General features: G+C 65.7%; 15 protein-coding genes and 2 pseudogenes. 12 read left to right on the forward strand and 5 right to left on the reverse strand.

Annotation, left to right across the window (positions count from 1 at the left end; genetic code table 11):
* The first annotated feature begins 74 nt into the window (after positions 1 to 74).
* The 4 genes from BN973_RS24755 to BN973_RS24770 all read left to right on the forward strand — a co-directional run bounded on the left by BN973_RS24755 (position 75) and on the right by BN973_RS24770 (position 4197).
* Positions 75 to 989 (forward strand): AurF N-oxygenase family protein, encoded by a 915-nt coding sequence (locus tag BN973_RS24755; RefSeq protein WP_198048958.1) that lies wholly within the window; start codon positions 75 to 77, stop codon positions 987 to 989.
* Complete coding sequence (locus tag BN973_RS24760; RefSeq protein ID WP_084163538.1) at positions 986 to 2200, forward strand: DUF4873 domain-containing protein; 1215 nt, start codon at positions 986 to 988, stop codon at positions 2198 to 2200. The genes BN973_RS24755 and BN973_RS24760 overlap by 4 nt, the downstream gene beginning before the upstream one ends.
* A gap of 259 nt (positions 2201 to 2459) precedes the next feature.
* Positions 2460 to 3233 (forward strand): STAS domain-containing protein, encoded by a 774-nt coding sequence (locus tag BN973_RS24765; RefSeq protein ID WP_232232142.1) that lies wholly within the window; start codon positions 2460 to 2462, stop codon positions 3231 to 3233.
* 97 nt (positions 3234 to 3330) lie between these two features.
* Complete coding sequence (locus BN973_RS24770) at positions 3331 to 4197, forward strand: LLM class flavin-dependent oxidoreductase (protein WP_036471366.1); 867 nt, start codon at positions 3331 to 3333, stop codon at positions 4195 to 4197.
* A gap of 4 nt (positions 4198 to 4201) precedes the next feature.
* Here the strand turns inward: BN973_RS24770 and BN973_RS24775 are convergent, their stop codons facing one another.
* The gene (locus BN973_RS24775; protein WP_198048997.1) at positions 4202 to 5002 is read right to left on the reverse strand and encodes an enoyl-CoA hydratase/isomerase family protein; all 801 of its coding nucleotides are present in this window, start codon (positions 5000 to 5002) and stop codon (positions 4202 to 4204) included.
* Positions 5003 to 5083: 81 nt separating this feature from the next.
* Between BN973_RS24775 and BN973_RS24780 the strand changes: the two are divergent.
* Positions 5084 to 5899: pseudogene (locus tag BN973_RS24780) on the forward strand (SAM-dependent methyltransferase); the annotation flags it as partial.
* 99 nt (positions 5900 to 5998) lie between these two features.
* Positions 5999 to 6162, forward strand: a pseudogene (locus tag BN973_RS31830) (IS30 family transposase); the annotation flags it as partial.
* A gap of 60 nt (positions 6163 to 6222) precedes the next feature.
* Here BN973_RS31830 and BN973_RS24785 read toward each other — a convergent pair.
* Positions 6223 to 8157, reverse strand: a complete 1935-nt coding sequence (locus tag BN973_RS24785; protein WP_036471369.1) for a fumarylacetoacetate hydrolase family protein — start codon at positions 8155 to 8157, stop codon at positions 6223 to 6225.
* Positions 8154 to 10433 (reverse strand): ATP-dependent DNA ligase, encoded by a 2280-nt coding sequence (locus BN973_RS24790; RefSeq protein WP_051641476.1) that lies wholly within the window; start codon positions 10431 to 10433, stop codon positions 8154 to 8156. The genes BN973_RS24785 and BN973_RS24790 overlap by 4 nt, the downstream gene beginning before the upstream one ends.
* Positions 10434 to 10563: 130 nt before the next feature.
* On the opposite strand from BN973_RS24790, the gene BN973_RS24795 reads away from it, so the two are divergent.
* From BN973_RS24795 to ku, 6 genes are all read left to right on the forward strand, one after another.
* Positions 10564 to 12087, forward strand: coding sequence for a mannitol dehydrogenase family protein (locus BN973_RS24795; protein WP_051641477.1), 1524 nt, complete (start codon positions 10564 to 10566; stop codon positions 12085 to 12087).
* Positions 12084 to 12941: an HAD family hydrolase gene (locus BN973_RS24800; RefSeq protein ID WP_036471371.1), complete on the forward strand. Its 858-nt coding sequence runs from the start codon at positions 12084 to 12086 to the stop codon at positions 12939 to 12941. Before BN973_RS24795 ends, BN973_RS24800 begins: the two co-directional genes overlap by 4 nt.
* A gap of 45 nt (positions 12942 to 12986) precedes the next feature.
* Positions 12987 to 14396, forward strand: a complete 1410-nt coding sequence (locus BN973_RS24805) for a mannitol dehydrogenase family protein (RefSeq protein ID WP_051641478.1) — start codon at positions 12987 to 12989, stop codon at positions 14394 to 14396.
* Entirely contained in the window at positions 14393 to 15298 is a 906-nt protein-coding gene (locus BN973_RS24810) for a carbohydrate kinase family protein (protein WP_036471373.1), read from the forward strand. Before BN973_RS24805 ends, BN973_RS24810 begins: the two co-directional genes overlap by 4 nt.
* Positions 15299 to 15419: 121 nt before the next feature.
* The gene (locus tag BN973_RS24815; RefSeq protein ID WP_036471375.1) at positions 15420 to 16493 is read left to right on the forward strand and encodes a GGDEF domain-containing protein; all 1074 of its coding nucleotides are present in this window, start codon (positions 15420 to 15422) and stop codon (positions 16491 to 16493) included.
* Between the two features lie 158 nt (positions 16494 to 16651).
* Positions 16652 to 17557: a non-homologous end joining protein Ku gene (gene ku / locus BN973_RS24820; RefSeq protein ID WP_036471377.1), complete on the forward strand. Its 906-nt coding sequence runs from the start codon at positions 16652 to 16654 to the stop codon at positions 17555 to 17557.
* Here ku and pstA read toward each other — a convergent pair whose 3' ends face one another.
* Complete coding sequence (gene pstA / locus BN973_RS24825) at positions 17558 to 18481, reverse strand: phosphate ABC transporter permease PstA (protein ID WP_036471378.1); 924 nt, start codon at positions 18479 to 18481, stop codon at positions 17558 to 17560.
* On the reverse strand, positions 18478 to 19467 hold the full coding sequence (pstC, locus tag BN973_RS24830) for a phosphate ABC transporter permease subunit PstC (protein ID WP_036471381.1): 990 nt from the start codon (positions 19465 to 19467) through the stop codon (positions 18478 to 18480). The genes pstA and pstC overlap by 4 nt, the downstream gene beginning before the upstream one ends.
* Positions 19468 to 19469 lie beyond the last annotated feature (2 nt).

A 19469-nucleotide genomic window follows, 5' to 3' on the forward strand; every position in this document is an offset into this window, starting at 1 on the left:
GACAGTCGTTCCACCGTCAGATTGCCGAATCGCAACCTCCAACATCTAGTCGGGACCCCCAAGTACCCGGTACCATGGGTACCGTGACTATTGCGGTGAGGCCAGGCGGGCCGAGTCGTGAAGAGTTTTCCGAGCGGCTGCTCAAGGGTTCGGTCAAGAAGTCCTACGAACCGATCGTCGACATCGACTGGGATGCCCCGCTGGACCCGGACAAGTTCTATCTGCCGCCCCGGCTGGTGTCGCTGTACGGCACGCCGATGTGGGACGAGATGACCCGCGAGCAACAGATCGAGCTGTCCCGCCAGGAATTGGTCAACACGCTGTCGGCCGGAATCTGGTTCGAGAACATGCTCAACCAGTCACTGCTGCGCACGATTCTGCACGAGGACCCGACCAGCCGGTCGACGCATTACAAGCTGACCGAGCTGGGCGACGAGACCCGGCACATGGTGATGTTCGGCAAGGCCATCGAGCGCATCGGCGCCAAGCCGATACAGCCGCGACGGCTGCACCGCTACATCATCAACACGCTTCCGCTGATTTTCCAGCGCGGCTCCATGCTGTGGATTGCCGCCCTGATCGGCGAAGAGATTTTCGATTCGCTGCAACGGCAGATGATGGACGACCCCGAATTGCAGCCAATCATTCAGCGGCTCATGCGGATTCATGTCACCGAAGAGGCGCGCCACATCCAGTTCGCCCGCGACGGCGCCCGCAAGCGGGCACAGACAATGCCGCGGTTCAACAAATTGTTCATGGCCAACTTCAACGGACTCGGCGGGTACTTCTTCCGTTTCCTGTTCAGCAATCCGATCCCTTACGCGCGGGTCGGGCTGGACCCCAAACGGGCGCGCGCGATCGCGCGCAGCAGCCCGCACCGCCACGAGATGCAGACGGCCGGATTCACCCCGCTCGCAGCGTTTTTGAACGAGATAGGCCTGCTGGGGCCGATCGCGCGTCGCGGCTGGAAGCGCACCAACTTTCTGTGAGCCCGACGCAGGTCATCGTCATCGGAGCCCGGGGCCGCGGCGTCGCAACCGAACTACTGACGGCGGGCATCACCGACATCGTCGTCCTCGATGAATCACCGGTCGTCCACTCGCGCTTCGACGACGAGACCCACACCTGGGAGTCACGCACCGCCGCCGGCGAGACGTTGCACGGCTCGGCGGTCATCGCCGCCCAGCAGCCGATGCTCGCCGTATGGACACCAGAGCTGGCTGGTCGCAACGACTTTCACGGCGCATCGTTTCACGCGGCGCAGTGGGACGCCGATTTCGATCCGACCGGCAAGCACGTCGCGGTCATCGGTACCGACTCCGCCGCCGGTTACCACCTGCCACCGCTGACCGCCGCGGCGGCCTCGGTCACCGTCTTCGCGCACCCGCCGCGCCGCATCGTCGCCGAATTGCCACTGCCGCCAACCCGTGTCAAGCGCTGGCTGCGCCGCCAGGCTCGAGCGGCGCTGGGCCGCCGGCCTTCTCGGCCAGCGCTGGTGACCTCGCCGATCGCCGCCATCACCGCGTCGGGCATCCGCACCCGTGACGGTGTCGATCACCGAGCCGACGCGATCATCTACGGCACCGGGTTCAGGATCGCCGACGCGGCTGCCGAGTTGATCGGCACCGGCGGGGTGTCCGTCAAACAGGCCTGGGTCGACGGCACCGAACCCTTTCTGGGCGTCGCGATGCACGGGTTCCCCAACTACTTCTCGATCACCGGGCCCGATGTCGATGCGCAAACTCGCTACGTCGTCGAATGTCTCAAGATGATGAAACGCAGCGGCAGCACTCGAATCGAGGTGTTGCGCAGCAGTCAGCAGGTCTTCAACGAGCGCGCCCATCTGCAAGCCGCTCCGGCATTCCGGGTCGCATCGGCGTTCGACCTGTCGGCCGGTGCTCCCGGCGACGACGAGATCTATGACGGCATCGCGACACTGACCATCGCCGGCATGTCCCTTCAGGTGCGGGTGCGGCTGGCCGGACGCCTCGACCCGATCGACGGCCGCTACCACTGGCAGGGCACGCTTTTTGGCTCCCCGGGCCAGCCCCTGCCGGACGACGCGCTCAAGCAGGCCCGAACGGCGACGCTGACGGTGGGCGACCACAGCGCGGCGGCCCGCATTGTCGAACAGACGCCCTGGGGCACGCATGCGGTCGCCGGCGTGGGCGCTCCCCCCTATGCGATGACGCAATCCTGAACGGCCCGGAATTCTGTGCGCTGGTGGCATCGATGCCACTGAACTAACGTGAGAAGTCTCTGCCGCCGGGGGGCGGTTCCTCATTTGGTTTGCCGGATGGGAATTCGAGGAGCAGGAGATGGAATGCCGGATCGATACGTTCGGTTGCTTTCCGACCGGGCTAGGATTCGTGTGCCCTAACCGCAATTAGGACACGCGCCCCACAAACCGCTGCATCGCGAAGCGCTATAAGCAGGGATAATGTCCTAGACGGAAAGGAGTGCCTAGCGTGAGTGCGGTAGCCGAGTCGCCGAGTTCGCTGGCCGTTGCGACGCGGACGGACGATTCGATCGCCGTCCTGACCGTCGGCGGTGTGCTTGACGCCAGCAACTCCGGGGCGCTGCGCGAGAGCATCTCCAAGGCAACGCTGCAAGAGCCGACGGCCGTCATCGTCAACATCAGCGAGCTCAAGGTGCCCGCGGAGTCGGCATGGTCGGCCTTCATCAGTGCCCATCTAGGGCTCGGCACCAAGACGAAGGTCCCGATTGTGCTGGTCAGTGCGCACCGCACGACCCGCGAGGCGATCACCCGCAGCGAGGTTTCGCGCTTCATGCCGGTCTACTCGACGGAAAAAGGGGCCATCAAAGCGCTGGGCAAGCTCACCCGTCAGACCATCCAGCGCGCCGATGCCGAGCTGCCCGCGAACCTGACCAGTCTGCGTGAGTCACGCCGGCTGGTGCGCGAGTGGCTAACCGATTGGAAGAAATCCGGGCTCATCCCGGTCGCGCTGGTGGTCGTCAATGTGTTCGTGGAGAACGTGCTCGAGCACACCGGTAGCGTCCCGAAGATGCGGATCGAGACCGACGGCGAAACCGCGACGATCGCGGTATCCGACGAGAGCACGGCGGCCGCCGTGCGGCTGCCGTCGCCGGACAAAGGCATCGACGTGTCGGGGCTGGCGATTGTCGATGCGCTGTCCCGCGCGTGGGGCAGCACGCCGACCCCATCGGGTAAGACGGTGTGGGCCGTTATCGGCCCCGAAAACCAGCTCTAGCCGGGTCGCCTCATCCCGCTGCGGGGGACCCGCTCGCAAGCCAAACTAGAACACGTTCTAGTGTCGTGTGACGGCCCCCACAAGGAAGGCGGATGACGTGCGGTTCACCTACGCAGAGGCGATGACCGACCACCGGTACTACATCCCGCTGGCCCAAGCCGCCGAGGCGGCCGGGTACCACGCGATGACGATCGCCGACAGCATCGCCTACCCCTTCGAGTCCGACTCGAAGTATCCGTACACGCCCGACGGCAACCGCGAATTCCTGGACGGCAAGGAGTTCATCGAAACCTTCGTGCTGACAGCGGCGTTGGGCGCGGTGACGACGAAGCTGCACTTCAACTTCTTCGTTCTCAAGCTGCCCATCCGGCCGCCCGCGCTGGTGGCCAAGCAGATCGGATCGCTGGCCGCGCTGACCAACAACCGGGTGGGCTTCGGGGTCGGCACCAGCCCGTGGCCGGAGGACTACGAACTGCTAGGTGTGCCGTTCGCCCGGCGCGGCAAGCGCATGGACGAGTGCATCGAAATCATCCAGGGCCTCACCAGCGGTGACTACTTCGAATTCCACGGCGAGTTCTACGACATCCCCAAGACGAAGATGACGCCGGCTCCGACCGAGCCGATCCCGGTCCTGATCGGCGGGCACGCCGACGCCGCGCTGCGCCGCGCGGCCCGGCTGGACGGCTGGATGCACGGCGGCGGCGACCCCGAAGAACTCGACGGGCTGCTCGCCAAGCTCAAGCAATACCGCGAAGAGGCGGGCAAGACCGGGCCGTTCCAGATTCACGTGATCTCGGCCGATGCCTACACCGTCGACGGCATCAAGCGGCTGGAGGACAAGGGTGTCACCGACGCCATCGTCGGATTCCGCATCCCCTACATCAAGGGCAACGACACCGAGCCGCTGGAGAGCAAGATCCGCAACCTCGAGATGTTCGCCGAGAACGTCATCGCGAAGGTCTAACGCCTCACAGGGGATCCCACTTGGGCGCCCGCTTCTCCATGTGCGCCTTGGCGGCCTCGACCGGGTTGTTGGTGAAACCGCTTAGGATCTGAGTGCGATTCTCGATCTCGATCGCGTGCCGCAAACTGGGCGCGTCCAGCGCCGCGTTGAGGCCAATCTTGGTCTGCCACACGCCGTAAGCGTTGTTCTCGGCGATCTCGCGGGCCTTGCGCACCGCCGCCGGCATCAGGTCGTCCGGCGCGACCACCTCGTGCACCAGCTTGATCCGGTAGGCCTCGTCGGCGTCGATGATGCGGCCGGTCAGCATCAGCTCGCGCGCCACGCCGGCGCCGACGATTTTCGGCAGCAGGTAACTGGTGCCCATGTCCATCGACGAGAAGCCGGCCTTGATGAACACCGAGCCGAACCGGGCCTGTTCGGACGCCACCCGGATATCGCTGACCAGCGTGAAGGCCAAGCCACCCCCGACCGCGACACCGTTGACCGCGGCGATCACCGGGATGTCCAGTTCGTAGATCCGGGTGTAGAGGTTGGCCAGCCGAACCTGGGCGTCGTATTTGACCTTGAACGGCGGAGTGGCCGGACCGGCGGGCTGGGTCCAGGCCTGGCCGGTGCCGCTCAGATCGGCGCCGGCGCAGAATCCGCGTCCGGCGCCGGTGATGATCGCGACCCGGTATTGGCCGCTGCCGAGCACGTCCAGGGCGGCGTCCACGCCGTCGATCAGCGACCCGTCGATCGCGTTGAGACGCTCGGGGCGGTTCAGCGTGATACAGGCGATGTTGTCCTCGAGAGTTTCCAGTTCCACTGCAGGCATATCGAAACCGTATGCGACGTCGTTGTTTACCTAGCGGGCATACCGCAATTGACTCGATATCGAAGGAGAGACATGGCGCGCAGCGAGAGCGACACCTGGGACCTGGCCAACAGTGTGGGGGCCACCGCCACGCTGGTCGCCGCCGCGCGCGCGGCCGCGACCAACCGGCCGCACCCAGTCATCAGCGATCCGTTCGCCGAACCGCTGGTCCGCGCCGTCGGTATCGACCTGTTCACCCGGGTGGCCACCGGCGAATTCGAGGGTGACGACGGCGCGCTGGGCATCCCGCGGATGACCGACATGTTCGCCGCCCGCGCCCGGTTTTACGACGAGTATTTCGCGCAGGTCGCCGACGCCGGCATACGGCAGGTCGTGATCGTTGCGGCCGGGCTGGACAGCCGCGCCTATCGGCTTTCCTGGCCGGCCGGGACGACCGTCTACGAAATCGACCAGCCGGAGGTGATCGAGTTCAAGACCACGACGCTGTCGAAGATCGGGGCGAAGCCCACCACCGAACGCCGCACCGTCGGTATCGACCTTCGCGAGGATTGGCCGGCCGCGCTGCAAGCCGCCGGTTTCGACGTTGCCCAGCCCACCGCGTGGCTCGCCGAGGGAGTACTGATCGGATTCCTGCCGCCGCAGGCCGAGGTTCGGCTGCTGGACAACGTTATTGCGCTGAGCGCCCAAGGCAGCCGCCTGGCCGCCGATCATGGTTCGGTCATCGGATCTTCGGAGGACTCCCTGGAACAGGCCCAGAAGATCACGGACAGCCTGGCGCGGCATGGATTCGAGTTGGATTACGCCGAGTTGATCTATCCCGGGGAACACACCGATGTCGCCGCACATCTGCGCGACCGCGGGTGGGACGTGATCCGGTACCGGCTGCACGACCTCTTGACCGCCGCCGGGCTGCCGGAACTGGAGACGGCCGATGAGACGGGCCCCGCGACCAACGTCGGCTTCGCAACCGCTGTGCTTTGGTCTCTACACCGGCTACTGCGGTTCTGGTTCGAAAAGGGAACCGACCTATCGGGTTACTCCAAGGCCGACCTCAAACGAGTTCAGGACAAACTCAACAACCGACCCCGACCACCCTCGACCTCGACACACCCGCACAACGCCTCACCACCCTGATCAGCCAAGCCGCTTAAATGTTGCATCCACCACTTGACTTTGAGTCGGGAAATGTGTTGCCAGTTACAGTTTCGCGGCTACGCCGAGCGTTTGGCCAGCCACTCGGCCTGCATCACCAGCAACGCCATCGTCTCCAATTGCGGTGTGTCCGAATCGAGTTCGCGATAGCGCTGATAGACGTTGACGACCACCCGCTCCGCGTCCAGCCAGGTCGCATACTCGCCGAGGTCGATGGTGTCGGCGGCCTCGGCCCACGACAGTCCCTTGTCATAGGCGGCCTTGGCTTGCTCGGCAACGTGCACGAGGTAGCCCCGTACCGCGCGGATTCCGTCCGGATCGGTCACCGGGCCATGCCCCGGCACCACCGTCGGCGTGTCCAGGGCGATCATCGCGTCGCAGGCCGCGACCCAATTGGCGATCGGGCCCGCCCACACGATCGGGGTGCAGCCGATGAACAGCAGATCGCCACCGAACAGGACTCCGGCGTCGGGCACGTGCACAACCGAGTCGGCGGCGGTATGCGCGGGACCGAGATTCAGCAGCTCGATCCGGCGCCCGCCGACCTCGATGGACAGCTCGCGGTCGAACGTCTGGTCGGCGTTGCGTACCCGGATGCCACTGAAGTCGAAGGGCCCGAACCGGTCTCGCGTGTACGGCGTCGCGACCGGGCCGAGATTGGCGGTCTGCACCATCGCCAACATTTCGGGTGCCATCCCGTGCTCGATCTCGTCGGCCGTGCCCTGCGCGGCGATGATGCGCACCGACGGGTCGAGCAGTTGGTTGCCGTGGGTGTGGTCGCCGTTGGAGTGGGTGATCAGCGCGTCGGTGATCGGCGCGCGTTCGGTGAACGGCTGCATGGCGGTGAGCATTTCGCGGGTCAGCGCCAGGTCGAACAGGGTGTCGACCAGTAGTGAGGCACCGTCGCCGCTGACCAGACCGGCGTTGCTCCAGCCGTAGCCGCCGTCCGGCAATGTCCACGCCCACACCTGGTCTGCGACCTCGTGCAGCCCGCGGGTGTAGGGCACCCGGGCGGGCGCCCGGTTGACGCGGTTCGGCGCGGGTGCGGCCTCCGGATTGGGCCGGGGCGCCAGCCGGTGCGGCGGGCTACTGGCCCGCACGGTTTGCCGGGTCTCCCCCAGGCCCTGCACCCGCAGCGTGACGACGTCGCCGTCGCGCAGCCACCCCGGAAAGGATTCCGGCTCCGTCATGCTGAGGTGCTCGACGAGCGTGCAGGTGGGCACCGTGCCGGAGCCGACGACGTCGCCGGGCGTGAGCTGCACGCCGCGCGAGACGTAGGAGATGACTTCGCCGAAGCTCCAATCCATCTGGGCCGTCGAGCCCGACCCGATCACGCGATCGTTGACCAACGCGGTCACCTGCAGGTCGAGCTTGCCGTCACGGCGATACTCCTCGAGCTCGTCGGGCGTCACCAGGTACGGCCCCAGCGTGACTCCGCTGTCCTTGCCCTTGCCCTGCCCGATCGCCAGTTGGGTTTCCAGCTGCTGCAAGTCGCGCGCCGACCAGTCGTTGAAGATGGTGTAGCCGATGATGGCCTGTTCGGCCTGCTCGACCGTCAGGTCTTTGCCGCAGGTTCCGATGACCGCGGCGATCTCCAATTCGAAGTCCTGCCACGCGCTGCCGGGAGCCATCGGCGCGTCGTCGTATGGTCCCAGAACAGTTGCCGGACAAGCGAAGTAGAACGCCGGGATGCGATACCAGGTATCGCTGAGGACCCGTCCGTTGCCCACGGCGGCCTGACAATTGCGCATATGATCCAGGAAGCACAGCGAATCCCGGATCGACGGAGGCCGCGGGATCGGCGCCAGCAGCGTCACGTCATCCAGACCTACCGGGTCGAAACGCCGTGCCTGCGCACCGGCTTGACGCAGCCCCTCGGCGCCGCGCCCGATCAGGTCGAGCAGCGTCACCCCCGGCGGCATCGGGTGGATCGCATCACCGGAGAGCAGCCCGGTCCGCTCGCCGTCGGCTCCTCGAAAGGTCACCCATTTCATTCGCGCACCACCTCACTTGGCTTCTTGTCAGGTCGCATTCCACGCCAACTCGGTTGGCGCAAGCGGCCATCCGGTGTCCACTCGCTATAGCGCACCTCGCCGACCAGAACCGGCTCGACGAACGTCACACCCTTGGCATCGCGGGTGGGCAGCCTCGCGTCGAAGGGCGATTCGTCGGTGTGCAGCGGCGCCAGCGTCTTTTTCAGATTGGCCAGGTCGCGTTCGGTGAAGCCGGTGCCGACCCTGCCGACGAAGCGCAGCCCGCCGCTGCCGGGAATGCCGACCATCAGTGAGCCGATGCCGCTGGTGCGCCCACCCTCTCCGGCCTTCCAGCCACCGATGACGACTTCCTGTGTGCTCCAATGCTTGTCCTTGACCCAGGATGCCGATCGTCGGCCCGGCTGATAGGTGGAGTCGCGCTTTTTGGCGACCACGCCCTCCCAGCCGTGCGCACGGGAATGCTCGAGAGCCTGCGCGCCGTCCTCGCCGGGCACCAACTCGGGGACGATGAGACTGCTTGCGCTGCCGAGGGTTTCCAGGAGTTTGCGCCGGTCGGAGTATTTTGCCCGGAGCAGCGAGCGACCGTCCAGGTAAACCAGGTCGAACGCCCAGAACTCGATGCGGGTGGCGCGGTTGCGGTTCTGCATCTCGTTGAAGCTGGGCACACCCGATTCGTCCAGCGCCACGATCTCGCCGTCGAGCACCACATGATGATCGGCGAGATCTTCTGCGAGCGAGGCTAATTGGGGATACTCCTTGGTGACGTCACGACCGCTCCTCGACCGCACCCGCACCTTGCCGCGGTCCGCCTCGATCAGCAGCCGGTAGCCGTCCCACTTCCCCTCGAACGCCCACTGTCCGGCCTTGAGCGCGGCCACCGAGCCATGGGTGGCGAGCATCGGGGCGACCTCGTCGAACTCGAAGACCTTCTGGTCCTTCATCCGGTGCGCCAGCCACTGGTCACCGCTGGTTTGAATCAACGCGTAGCGCCCGGAAATTCGGCTGCCATGCAGATTCACGATCACCTCCCCCTTTTCGGCGGAGTCATTGAACTTCTCGGTGTCATACGTTCCGGCATCCCAGATGACCACCTTGCCCGCGCCGTATTCCCCCTTGGGAATGACGCCCTCGAACGTGCCGTATTCCATGGGATGGTCTTCGGTGTGCACCGCGAGATGGTTCACCGACGTCGTCTCGGGCAGGTTTTTCGGCACCGCCCACGACACCAGGACGCCGTCTCGCTCCAGCCGGAAGTCGTAGTGCAGCCGGCGGGCGTGATGCTCTTGGATGACGAACGTATTGCCCTGGCCCGCGGTGGGTTTAGCGTGCGGTACGGGTTCGGGCGTCTTTGCCGCGTCGCGCATGCTGCGGTACTTGGTCAGCCGGTCCGCGACCGGCGCTCCGATTTCTGAGGCGTCCAGCGGCGCCAGCAGATCGCCGTCACGGGCCACTCGGGCCAGCACCTCGTCGTAGCGCAACTGGGTCAGCGCCGGGTCGTCGAGTTCCTCCCAGGTGCGGGGCGCCGCAACGGTCGGATACTCCCGCCCCCGCAGCGAGTAGGGGGCGATCGTGGTCTTCGATCCGTTGTTCTGGCTCCAGTCCAGGAACACCTTGCCGGCCCGCACGCTCTTGGTCATCGTCGAGGTGACCAACTTCGGCATCGACGTTTCCAATTGCTGCGCAATGCGTTTCGCCAGCACGGAGGCGCCGTTGCTGCTCACCGGCTCCGCTAGCGGCGCGTAGAGGTGCAGCCCCTTGCTACCGCTGGTGAGCGGGAACGTGGTCAGCCCGATGTCGGCGATCAGGTCGCGCACCGCGCGCGCCACCTCGGCCAGCTGCGCCATCGTGACGCCGTCACCCGGATCCAGGTCGAACACCAATCGTGTTGCCGGACCGGGCTTGAGTTCCTCGGCTTTACTGCGGGTCCACTGCGCGACGAACCTCCACTGCGGAACGTGTACTTCCAGCGCGGCCTGCTGCGCGATCCAGGCCAGCCCGTCGACGCTGTCGATGATCGGATAGGTAGTCGTCCCGGACCGGTGCGAAATGCTGGCGCGCGGCAACCAGTCGGGCGCCGAGGCGGCCAGCTGCTTCTCGAAAAAAGATGACTGCTCAACACCATTGGGCCAACGCTTACGGGTGGCGGCACGCCCCGCGATGTGCGGCACCATCACCTCCGCGATGCCGGTGTAATAGTCGAACACGTCGGACTTGGTGGTGCCGGTCACAGGGTAGAGCACCTTGTCGGGATTGGTCAGCTTCACCCGGGGCGCCATGGGAGTCAACTTACGCGTTTCGGTCGTGTTAACGGCCTTGACCACCGAAAATCGTTCTCGCGGTTGATTTATTTTGTGACAACAACCACGGACGGGTTAGACCGGCGGCCACCTCGGGCACAGAGGGACAATGTTTGATGTCAATCCCCCCTGGCGTCGAAAGAGCGGCGTCCCCCTCAGCGACGCGACCCTGCGATTGCATGCACAGCGCGTTGACGTGCCCGGCTACGACAGATCGGCGCTTGCACGTGGAGTGGTTCACATCGGCGCGGGTAACTTTCACCGCGCACATCAGGCCGTCTATTTCGACGACCTCGCCCGCTCGGGGATTTCCGATCATTGGGGGGTGACCGGCGTCAGTCTCAACTCCCCCACCGCGAAAGACCTGCTGTCGGCACAGGATGGGCTGTACACGGTCGTACAGCGCGGCCACGACCGTCAGACCGCCCGGGTGGTCGGCTCGATCGGCTCCGTGCATTACGCGCCCAATGACGGCGCGGCGGTCCGCGCCGCCCTGGCAGACCCGCAAACCCGCATCGTCAGCCTGACCATCACCAACAACGGATATTTCCTCAATCCCGTCACCGACGAGTTCGACGCCGACCACCCCGACGTGCGCGCCGACTTGGTCGCGTCCGAGGGCTATGCCACCGCGTGGGGATATCTGGCGGAAGCGCTCGACCGGCGCCGCCGCGCAGGCGTCGCGCCGTTCACCGTGCTCTGCTGCGACAACATTCCCGGCGACGCCCGGCCGGCGCGGACCGCGCTGGTGTCCTTCGCCGCGTTGAAGGACCCGGGGCTGGCCCGCTGGATCGATAGGCATGTCGCGTTCCCGTCGACGATGGTCGACCGCATCACCCCGCAGACCTCGGAGTCGGAGCGCGAATTCGTCGAGCAGACGTTCGGCGTCGCCGACAAATTCCCGGTCGTGACCGAGCCGTATCGCCAATGGGTGATCGAGGACTCCTTTTGCAACTGGCGTCCGCCGCTCGAGGAGGTCGGCGCCGAATTCGTAGCCGATGTCAGCGACCACAAGCTGATCAAGACCCGGCTGCTCAACGGGACCCACATCGCGCTCGGGTGTCTGGCCACGCTGGCCGGGTATCGGCGCACCGACGAGGCGATGCGCGACCGCGTCCTCGTCGATTACGTCGAGAGGCTGCTGCGCGACGAGGTTCAGCCGTTGCTGCCCGCCGTGCCCGGGATGAACACACCCAACTACCGGGCCACCCTGCTCGCCAGACTCGGCAACCCGCGAATGAGCGACCAGCTGTCGCGGCTGGCTCGACGGGGAACGAGCAAGATCGCGCAGTTCGTGATGCCCTCGCTGCGGGAGGCGATCGCGCAGGGCAGGCCGCACACGCTGCTGATGTTGGCCGTTGCCGGATGGGCCCGGTACATGCGCGGCCACGACCTCAGCGGACGCAAGCTGCACCTGGAAGACTCGCAGGCGATACCGGTGGTCAAGTTGGCCAACATGGCGAGCAGCGATCCCGATCCGCTGCTGGGGCATGAGATGTTCGCCGAGGTTCGTGGGGTTCCGGGTTTCGCGGAGCGGCTGGGCGAGATGATTGCGGACATCGACGAGCGCGGTGTGGTGCCCACGCTGCGCGACGCGATGCGCAATGACGAGCGGGAGTTGGTGTCGCGATGAATACCGGACTGACCTTCGTGCGCCCCTTCGACCCGGCGCCGTTGACTACCCTGCTCTGCGACGCCGACGACAACCTGTTCCCCTCGGAGCGGCCGGCGTTCGACGCATCGACCGAGGTGACGAATCGTTTCCTGGCCAGGTTCGGGGTAAGCGCGCCGCTGTCCTCCGAGGAGTTGCGCACGCGGGCCGTCGGGAAGAACTTCCGTACCACGGCCCTGGACCTGGCGGTGCGCTGCGACGTGCCGCTGGAGCCGACATTGGCCCAGGACCGTCCGGCAGCGGTGGTCGCCTCGGCCGGCGACCTCGCGGACGGCACCGGATTGTCCGTCGACGAACTCGAGCAGTGGGTGCGCGAAGAGCGCGAACGGGTCACCGCCCATCTGGCGATCACCCTGAAACCCGATCCGCAGGTGCTGGAGCCGTTGCGAGACCTCGCGGCGCATTACGCGCTCGCGGCCGTCAGCTCGAGCGCCACCAAGCGCCTGCGCGCCTGCTTCACAGCCACCGGTCTCGACGCACTGATCGCGGAATTGGCGACGTTCAGCGCGGAGGATTCGCTTCCGGTGCCGACCAGCAAACCCGACCCGGCGGTGTATCTGCATGCCGGCCAGGAACTGGGCGTCGCATCCGAACAGGGGCTGGCGATCGAGGATTCCGTGGCGGGTGTGTCGTCGGCGGTCGCGGCCGGCTACGCCACCGTCGGCAATCTGATGTTCCTGCTGCCTGACGAACGGGATTGCCGCCGTGCAGAATTGATTGATGCCGGCGCCGTCGCGATCACCGATTCGTGGCGTGCTCTTGCCGATTTCCTGCTGTTGTCTGCCGTACCGGCTGCAGGCTCCCGACTCAGCTAGGGCATCGGCAATCCGGGCCGCGGCCCGGGGAGGAGGTGGCCAACGATGGCCAGCGCGATCGATCTGAACAATGCGTCGCTGTCCAAGCTGCCGATCGCCGCGCCGAAATATGATCGCGGCGGCGTCAGGGTCGGCATCGCACACATCGGCGCCGGTCACTTCCATCGGGCGCATCAGGCCGCCTACCTCAACCTGCTGCTGCAGCAGGGTCTGGCGCGCGAGTGGGGCATCTGCGGGGTGGGCGTGCTGCCCGCCGACTGGACCATGCGCGACGTGCTGACCGATCAGGACGGGCTGTACACGCTGATCTTGGAGAACCCCGACGGCAGCCGTGACGCCGAAGTGATCGGCTCGATCGTCGACTACCGGTACGCCCCGGACGATCCGGAGTCAGCGCTGGAGGTGCTCGCCGCGCCGACCACCCGGATCATTTCGCTGACCATCACCGAAGGCGGCTACCGCGACCCAGACGGGCCCGCGTTCACGTTGATCACCCAGGCGCTGGCCAGGCGACGCGATCGTGGAGTCCCCGCGCCCACAATCGTGTCCTGCGACAACATCGAGAACAACGGTGAGGTCGCCAGGCGCACCGTGCTCGCGAGTGCCGAACGCATGGATCCCGGGTTGGCGGCGTGGGTGGCCGAGCACATCCGATTCCCGAATTCGATGGTCGACCGCATCACTCCGGCAACGACTTTGGAGATGGCCGCGGAAGTACGGCGCGACTTCGGCGTCAACGACCGGTGGCCGGTGGTGGCGGAGCCGTTCACCGCCTGGGTGCTCGAGGACGACTTCGCCGATGGCCGGCCACCGCTGGAGCGGGCGGGCGTGCTGATGGTCGACGACGTCCGCCCGTACGAGCTGATGAAGCTGCGACTGCTCAATGCGGGACATCAGTGCCTGGCCTACTTCGCCCACCTCTGCGGCTACGAGTTCGTCCACCAAGCGGCGCAGGATCCGTTGTTCGCCAAGTACTTGCTCACCTATTTCGACGCCGAGGCCATCCCGACGCTGCCGCCGGTGCCCGGGGTCGATCTTCACCAATACGGCCGAACGCTCATCGAGCGGTTCGCCAACCCTGCGGTGCGCGACACCGTCGCCCGGCTGTGCGCGTACTCGTCGGACCGCATCCCGAAATGGCTGGTCCCCGTCATCCGCGACAACCTGGCCAACGACGGGCCCGTTCAATTGGCGTCGGCGGCCGTGGCCAGTTGGGCACGCTACGCCGAGGGTGTCGACGAGTGGGGCGAACCGTACGAGGTGCTGGACCAGCTCGCGGATTCGCTCATCCCGATCGCCCGATCGTACCGCGAGAACCCATGCGCTTTCGTCGAGATCAGCGCGGTATTCGCAGACCTGTCCCACCAGCCTCGCTTCGTGGAGGCGTACCGCTGGGCGCTGGATTCGTTGCACGGCAAGGGAACTCGCGCCACGTTGGAAGCGTTGGTGCAATGACCCGAGGGCTGGTGATCGGTGAGTCACTGATCGACATCGTCGGGGACGACGAACACGTCGGTGGCAGTCCGCTCAACGTCGCCGTCGGACTCGCCCGGTTGGGCCGCGACGTCGACTTCCTGACCCACATCGCCGACGACTCGCGCGGGCGGCTGATCGCCGAATACATCAAATCCTCTGGCGCACAGCTTGTTTCGGGAAGCATGACTGCCGCTCGGACACCGACCGCGGCGGCGACGATCGCCGACGACGGGTCGGCCACCTACAACTTCGATCTGGACTGGCAGCTCTCCGGCACACCGGAGGTTGCGCAGCCGTTGTTCGTGCACACCGGGTCCATCGCGGCCGTGCGCGAGCCGGGATGCTTGGCGGTCGCGGCCTTGCTTGACGCCTATCGGGTGTCGGCGACGGTCGCGCTGGACCCCAACGTGCGGCCCTCGCTGATCACCAACCGGGAGTTGGCGCGTCAACGCATCGAGCATCTCGTGGAACGCAGCGACATCGTCAAGGTCAGCGATGAGGATCTGCGCTGGATCGATCCCGATCACGCGCCCGACCACACGGCACGGACCTGGTTGGCGCTGGGGCCCGCAATCGTCGCGGTCACAATGGGCGAACAGGGTGCACGGGCGTTCTGCGCGGCTGGCGAGGCCCACGTGGCCGCCAAGCGGGTTCCGGTGGTCGACACCATCGGCGCCGGCGACGCGTTCATGGTCGGCTTGCTCGACGCGCTCTGGGAAATGGACCTGTTGGGCGGCGACCGGCGAGCCGCCCTGGCCGGAATTCGACTCGACGAGCTGACCGCGGTATTCGAGGCAGCGGGGCTGGTATCGGCGCTGACCGTCGGCCGCGCGGGCGCCGATCTGCCCGATCGTGCGGCCCTGCGCTCAATCGCCCACTAGCCCCGGCGGTTTCACGTGTGGGCCGCGGTGCCCGAGGTTGGCCGAATTCGAGCGTAAAGTCGGCTCGTCAAGTCGCAGCGGTCAAGGCGCCGGCGAACACCAGGAGGTACGAGCGAGTTTCGTGGCAAAACAGCCAGACCAGTTCGACTGGATCAGTGCCTACCTGGACGGTCACGGCCTCCTGAAACCGTGGCGCAGGATCTCGGCTGTTTTCATCGCGTCATTCGCGGCGTTCCCGCTGATCATGCTCTGGAGTCCGGCCGGACCTGCGGATCCCGTGACCCGGACGGTGACCCTCGTGGCATCGGCACTCGGAATCACCGGCGCGAGTCTGCGGTTGAAGCGCTGGCCATCGCGGCGCCAGTCGAGCAGCTGGTTGCTCATCGCCATGGCGGGTATCGCGGCGGCGCTGTTCACGCTGTCGAACCCCTACGTGGGATTGCTGGGATGCACGACCTTCGCGATCCTGGGTGGCTACATCGCCTACTTCCACGCCTTTAGCTACGTGCTCACCAACCTCGCCGTGGCCGCGACGTGCATGGTGGTCCTGTCGTATCGCATCATCGCGGACACGGGCGACGTAGCGCTCACCGCCGCTTCCCTGATCGTGGTGGTAGGACTCAACATCGGCGTGCCGTTGGGCATGCAGTCGTTGGTGCATACGCTGCGAACGGATCTGCAGAGCTCCGGCCGTGACCCGCTTACCGGCCTGCACAACCGGCGTTCCTTCAACAACTCCGCCTACGAACTGATCCGCGCTCACCGCAACACGGCAGGCTCCTACCTGGTGGTCGCTGTGATCGACCTCGACGAATTCAAACAGCTCAACGACACCCACGGCCACGCCGCGGGCGATCGGGCGTTGGTCGCGGTCGCCGCCGCGCTGCAACAGAGCTGCCGCGCCACCGCCGTGATCGGCCGCGCCGGCGGAGAGGAGTTCGTCGTCGCCGACATCCAAAGAACGCCAGACCCAGCGAAGACGGCCGAACGAATTTGCGATGCCATTGCGGCCATGCCCTTTGAGATCACCGCGAGCATCGGCACCTCCAGCGCACCGCTTCGCACCGGCCCGGTTACCTCGGCCATGGAACTCATCGACGATCTGATCAGGACGTCGGACGCGGCCATGTACGAAGCCAAACGCGCCGGGGGCAATCAGGTTCGCCACTATTCCGGTGACGCGCCCCGCCGGTGACGGCCTGATCGGGTTGCGCATCAACGATTTTCGCCGTTGCTTTGCCCGCAACCACGGAAGCTGCTGCGGCCCGCCACGCTCCGCCCGAGAGCCGCTGAATCCCAGCTCACGGGCCTGTCAGGCTGTTTTGCGGGCCATCGTATGGGCATACTGACAAGATGCGCTCCATCTGGAAGGGTTCGATCGCGTTCGGGCTCGTCAACGTGCCGGTCAAGGTGTACAGCGCCACCGAGGACCATGACATCAAGTTTCATCAGGTGCACGCCAAGGACAACGGCCGCATCCGCTACCAGCGGGTGTGCGAGCTGGACGGCGAGGTCGTCGAATACCGGGATATCGCCCGCGCCTACGAGTCCGACGACGGCCAGATGGTGGTGATCACCGACGACGACATTTCCACCCTGCCCGAAGAACGCAGCCGTGAGATCGAAGTCCTGGAGTTCGTCCCGGCCGGCGACGTCGACCCGATGATGTTCGATCGCAGTTATTTCCTGGAGCCGGACTCAAAGTCGTCCAAATCGTATGTACTGCTGGCCAAGACGCTGGCCGAGACAGACCGGATGGCGATCGTTCATTTCACGCTGCGCAACAAGACGAGGCTTGCCGCGTTGCGGGTCAAGGACTTTGGCAAGCGCGACGTGATGGTGGTGCACACCTTGCTGTGGCCGGACGAGATCCGCGACCCCGATTTTCCGGTGCTGGACAAGAAGGTCGAGATCAAGCCCGCGGAGCTCAAGATGGCCGGGCAGGTAGTGGAGTCGATGGCCGAGGACTTCAACCCGGACCGCTATCACGACGACTATCAGGAACAACTGCACGAATTGGTTCAGGCCAAACTCGAAGGCGGAGAGGCATTTACCGCCGAGGAGAAACCCAAGGAGCTGGACGAGACCGAAGACGTCTCCGATTTGCTCGCCAAGCTGGAGGCCAGCGTGAAAGCGCGCTCCGGCGACGGAAAGGCGCCGGCCAAGAAGACCGCCGCGAAGAAGACGCCCGCCAAGAAGACGGCCGCGAAGAAGGCGCCGGCCAAGAAGTCGGCCATGAAGGCGGCGTCCCGGTCCTGACTACGCCCGAGTGAAACTTTCTCCGCGCGGTCGGCTGGCCAAGAAGCGGAACGCGCCGGCAATGAGGTTGATGGCGGCCACGATAATGATCAGGGTCAGCGCCGCGCCCCAGATCCGCAGGAACCCCGCGTGCTCCGGATTGGTGAGTTCCGTGTAGATCAGCAGCGGCAGCGACGCCATATTGCCGTGGAAGACGTCGAGGTTGATGGCCCGGCTGTACCCGACCAAAACGAGCACCGGCGCGGTCTCGCCGATGACGCGCGCGATGGCCAGCAGAATACCCGACACGACGCCCGGCATAGCGATCGGAAAGACAATCCGCACAATCGTTTTCCATTTGGGAACACCCAATGCGTAGCTGGCCTCGCGAAGTTCGTCGGGGACCAACCGCAGCATCTCCTCGGTGGAGCGCACCACGACCGGCAACATCAGCAGGACCAGCGCCAGTGCCACGGCGAAGGCGCTCTGCTGGAACCCCAAGGTGGCGATCCACAGGCTGAAGATGAACAGCGCCGCCACGATCGACGGCACCCCGGCAAGCACGTCGACCATGAACGTGGTAACCCGGGCCAGCCGTCCCGAACCGTATTCCACCAGGAACACCGCCGTCATCAAGCCGAGCGGCACGGCCAGCACGGAAGCCACACCGGCCTGCACCAGCGTCCCGTACAACGCGTGGTAAACCCCACCGGTGAACTCTTCCGGCAGCACGCCGCGCAGCGAGTGGGTCCACCACTGCGACCGAATGACGGCGTAGCCCCCTCGGTTGATCACCACCGAGAGCACCCACACCAGCGGTCCCAACGCGAGAGCGAACGAGGCGAGGAAAAGAATCGTCGCGATGTGGTTTTTGGTCTTTCGCCACATACTGACCGGCTGTATCACCGCACCTTTGACCGGCGTACGCAGTGTCTCGGCGCTCATGCGTTGACCTTCCCACCGGCGATCGCGCGGGCGGCGGCGTTGACCACGAATGTGATCACAAACAGCGCGAACCCAGCCGAGATATAGGCCCCCGTCGGCAGCGGTTCGCTGAATTCGGATGCCGCGGAGGCGATCTTCGAGGCAAACGTGTAACCGCCGTCGAACAACGACCAGTTACCGGGCCGGGCCGCCGCGCGCAAGATGATCAGCACCGCAACGGTTTCGCCCAGCGCCCGGCCCAGTCCCAGCATCGAGGCGGCGACCACACCGCTACGGCCGTAGGGCAGCACGGTCATTCGTACGACCTCCCAGCGGGTCGCGCCGAGCGCCTGCGCCGCCTCCATCTGGATACGCGGGGTCTGGCGGAATGCTTCTCGTGAAACCGACGTGATGATCGGCAGGATCATCACCGACAGCACGATCGCGGAGGTGAAGATGGTCCCGCCGCCCGCCAGCGAAACGTTGCCCTGCTTGAACAGAAAGATCCAGCCGAGGTTGCGATTCAGAAATTCGGCCAACGGCTGCAGTTTGGGCGCCAGCACGAAGATCCCCCACAGCCCGAAGATGATCGACGGCACCGCGGCCAAGAGATCGACCATCGCGGCAAACGGGCGCGCCAGCCGCGTCGGCGCATATTGGGTGAGGAACACCGCGATCCCGATCGCAACCGGCACGGCCATGACCAGAGCGCTGGTCGCACTCAACACCGTGACCATCAGCAAATCGTGGATGCCGAATGCCAACTTCTGAGGGTCGCTGGTATCGAATTCGTTGCTGGTCAAGAAGTTCGCGTGGTTCGCCTGCAGCGCCGGGATAGCGCGAATCAGCAGGAATATCGCGATCAGCACGATCGCGATCACGATCGTGGATCCGGCGGCGGCGGCGACCGAGGAGAATATTCGGTCGCCCCGCCGCAGCGCGCGGGGCTTCATCTCCGTGAGCGCGGGCTTTGCCCTGGGAGGAGAAGCGAGCGCTTCGCGGGCCATGG

This window comes from Mycobacterium triplex, from assembly GCF_000689255.1.
Taxonomy (GTDB): Bacteria; Actinomycetota; Actinomycetes; order Mycobacteriales; family Mycobacteriaceae; genus Mycobacterium; species Mycobacterium triplex.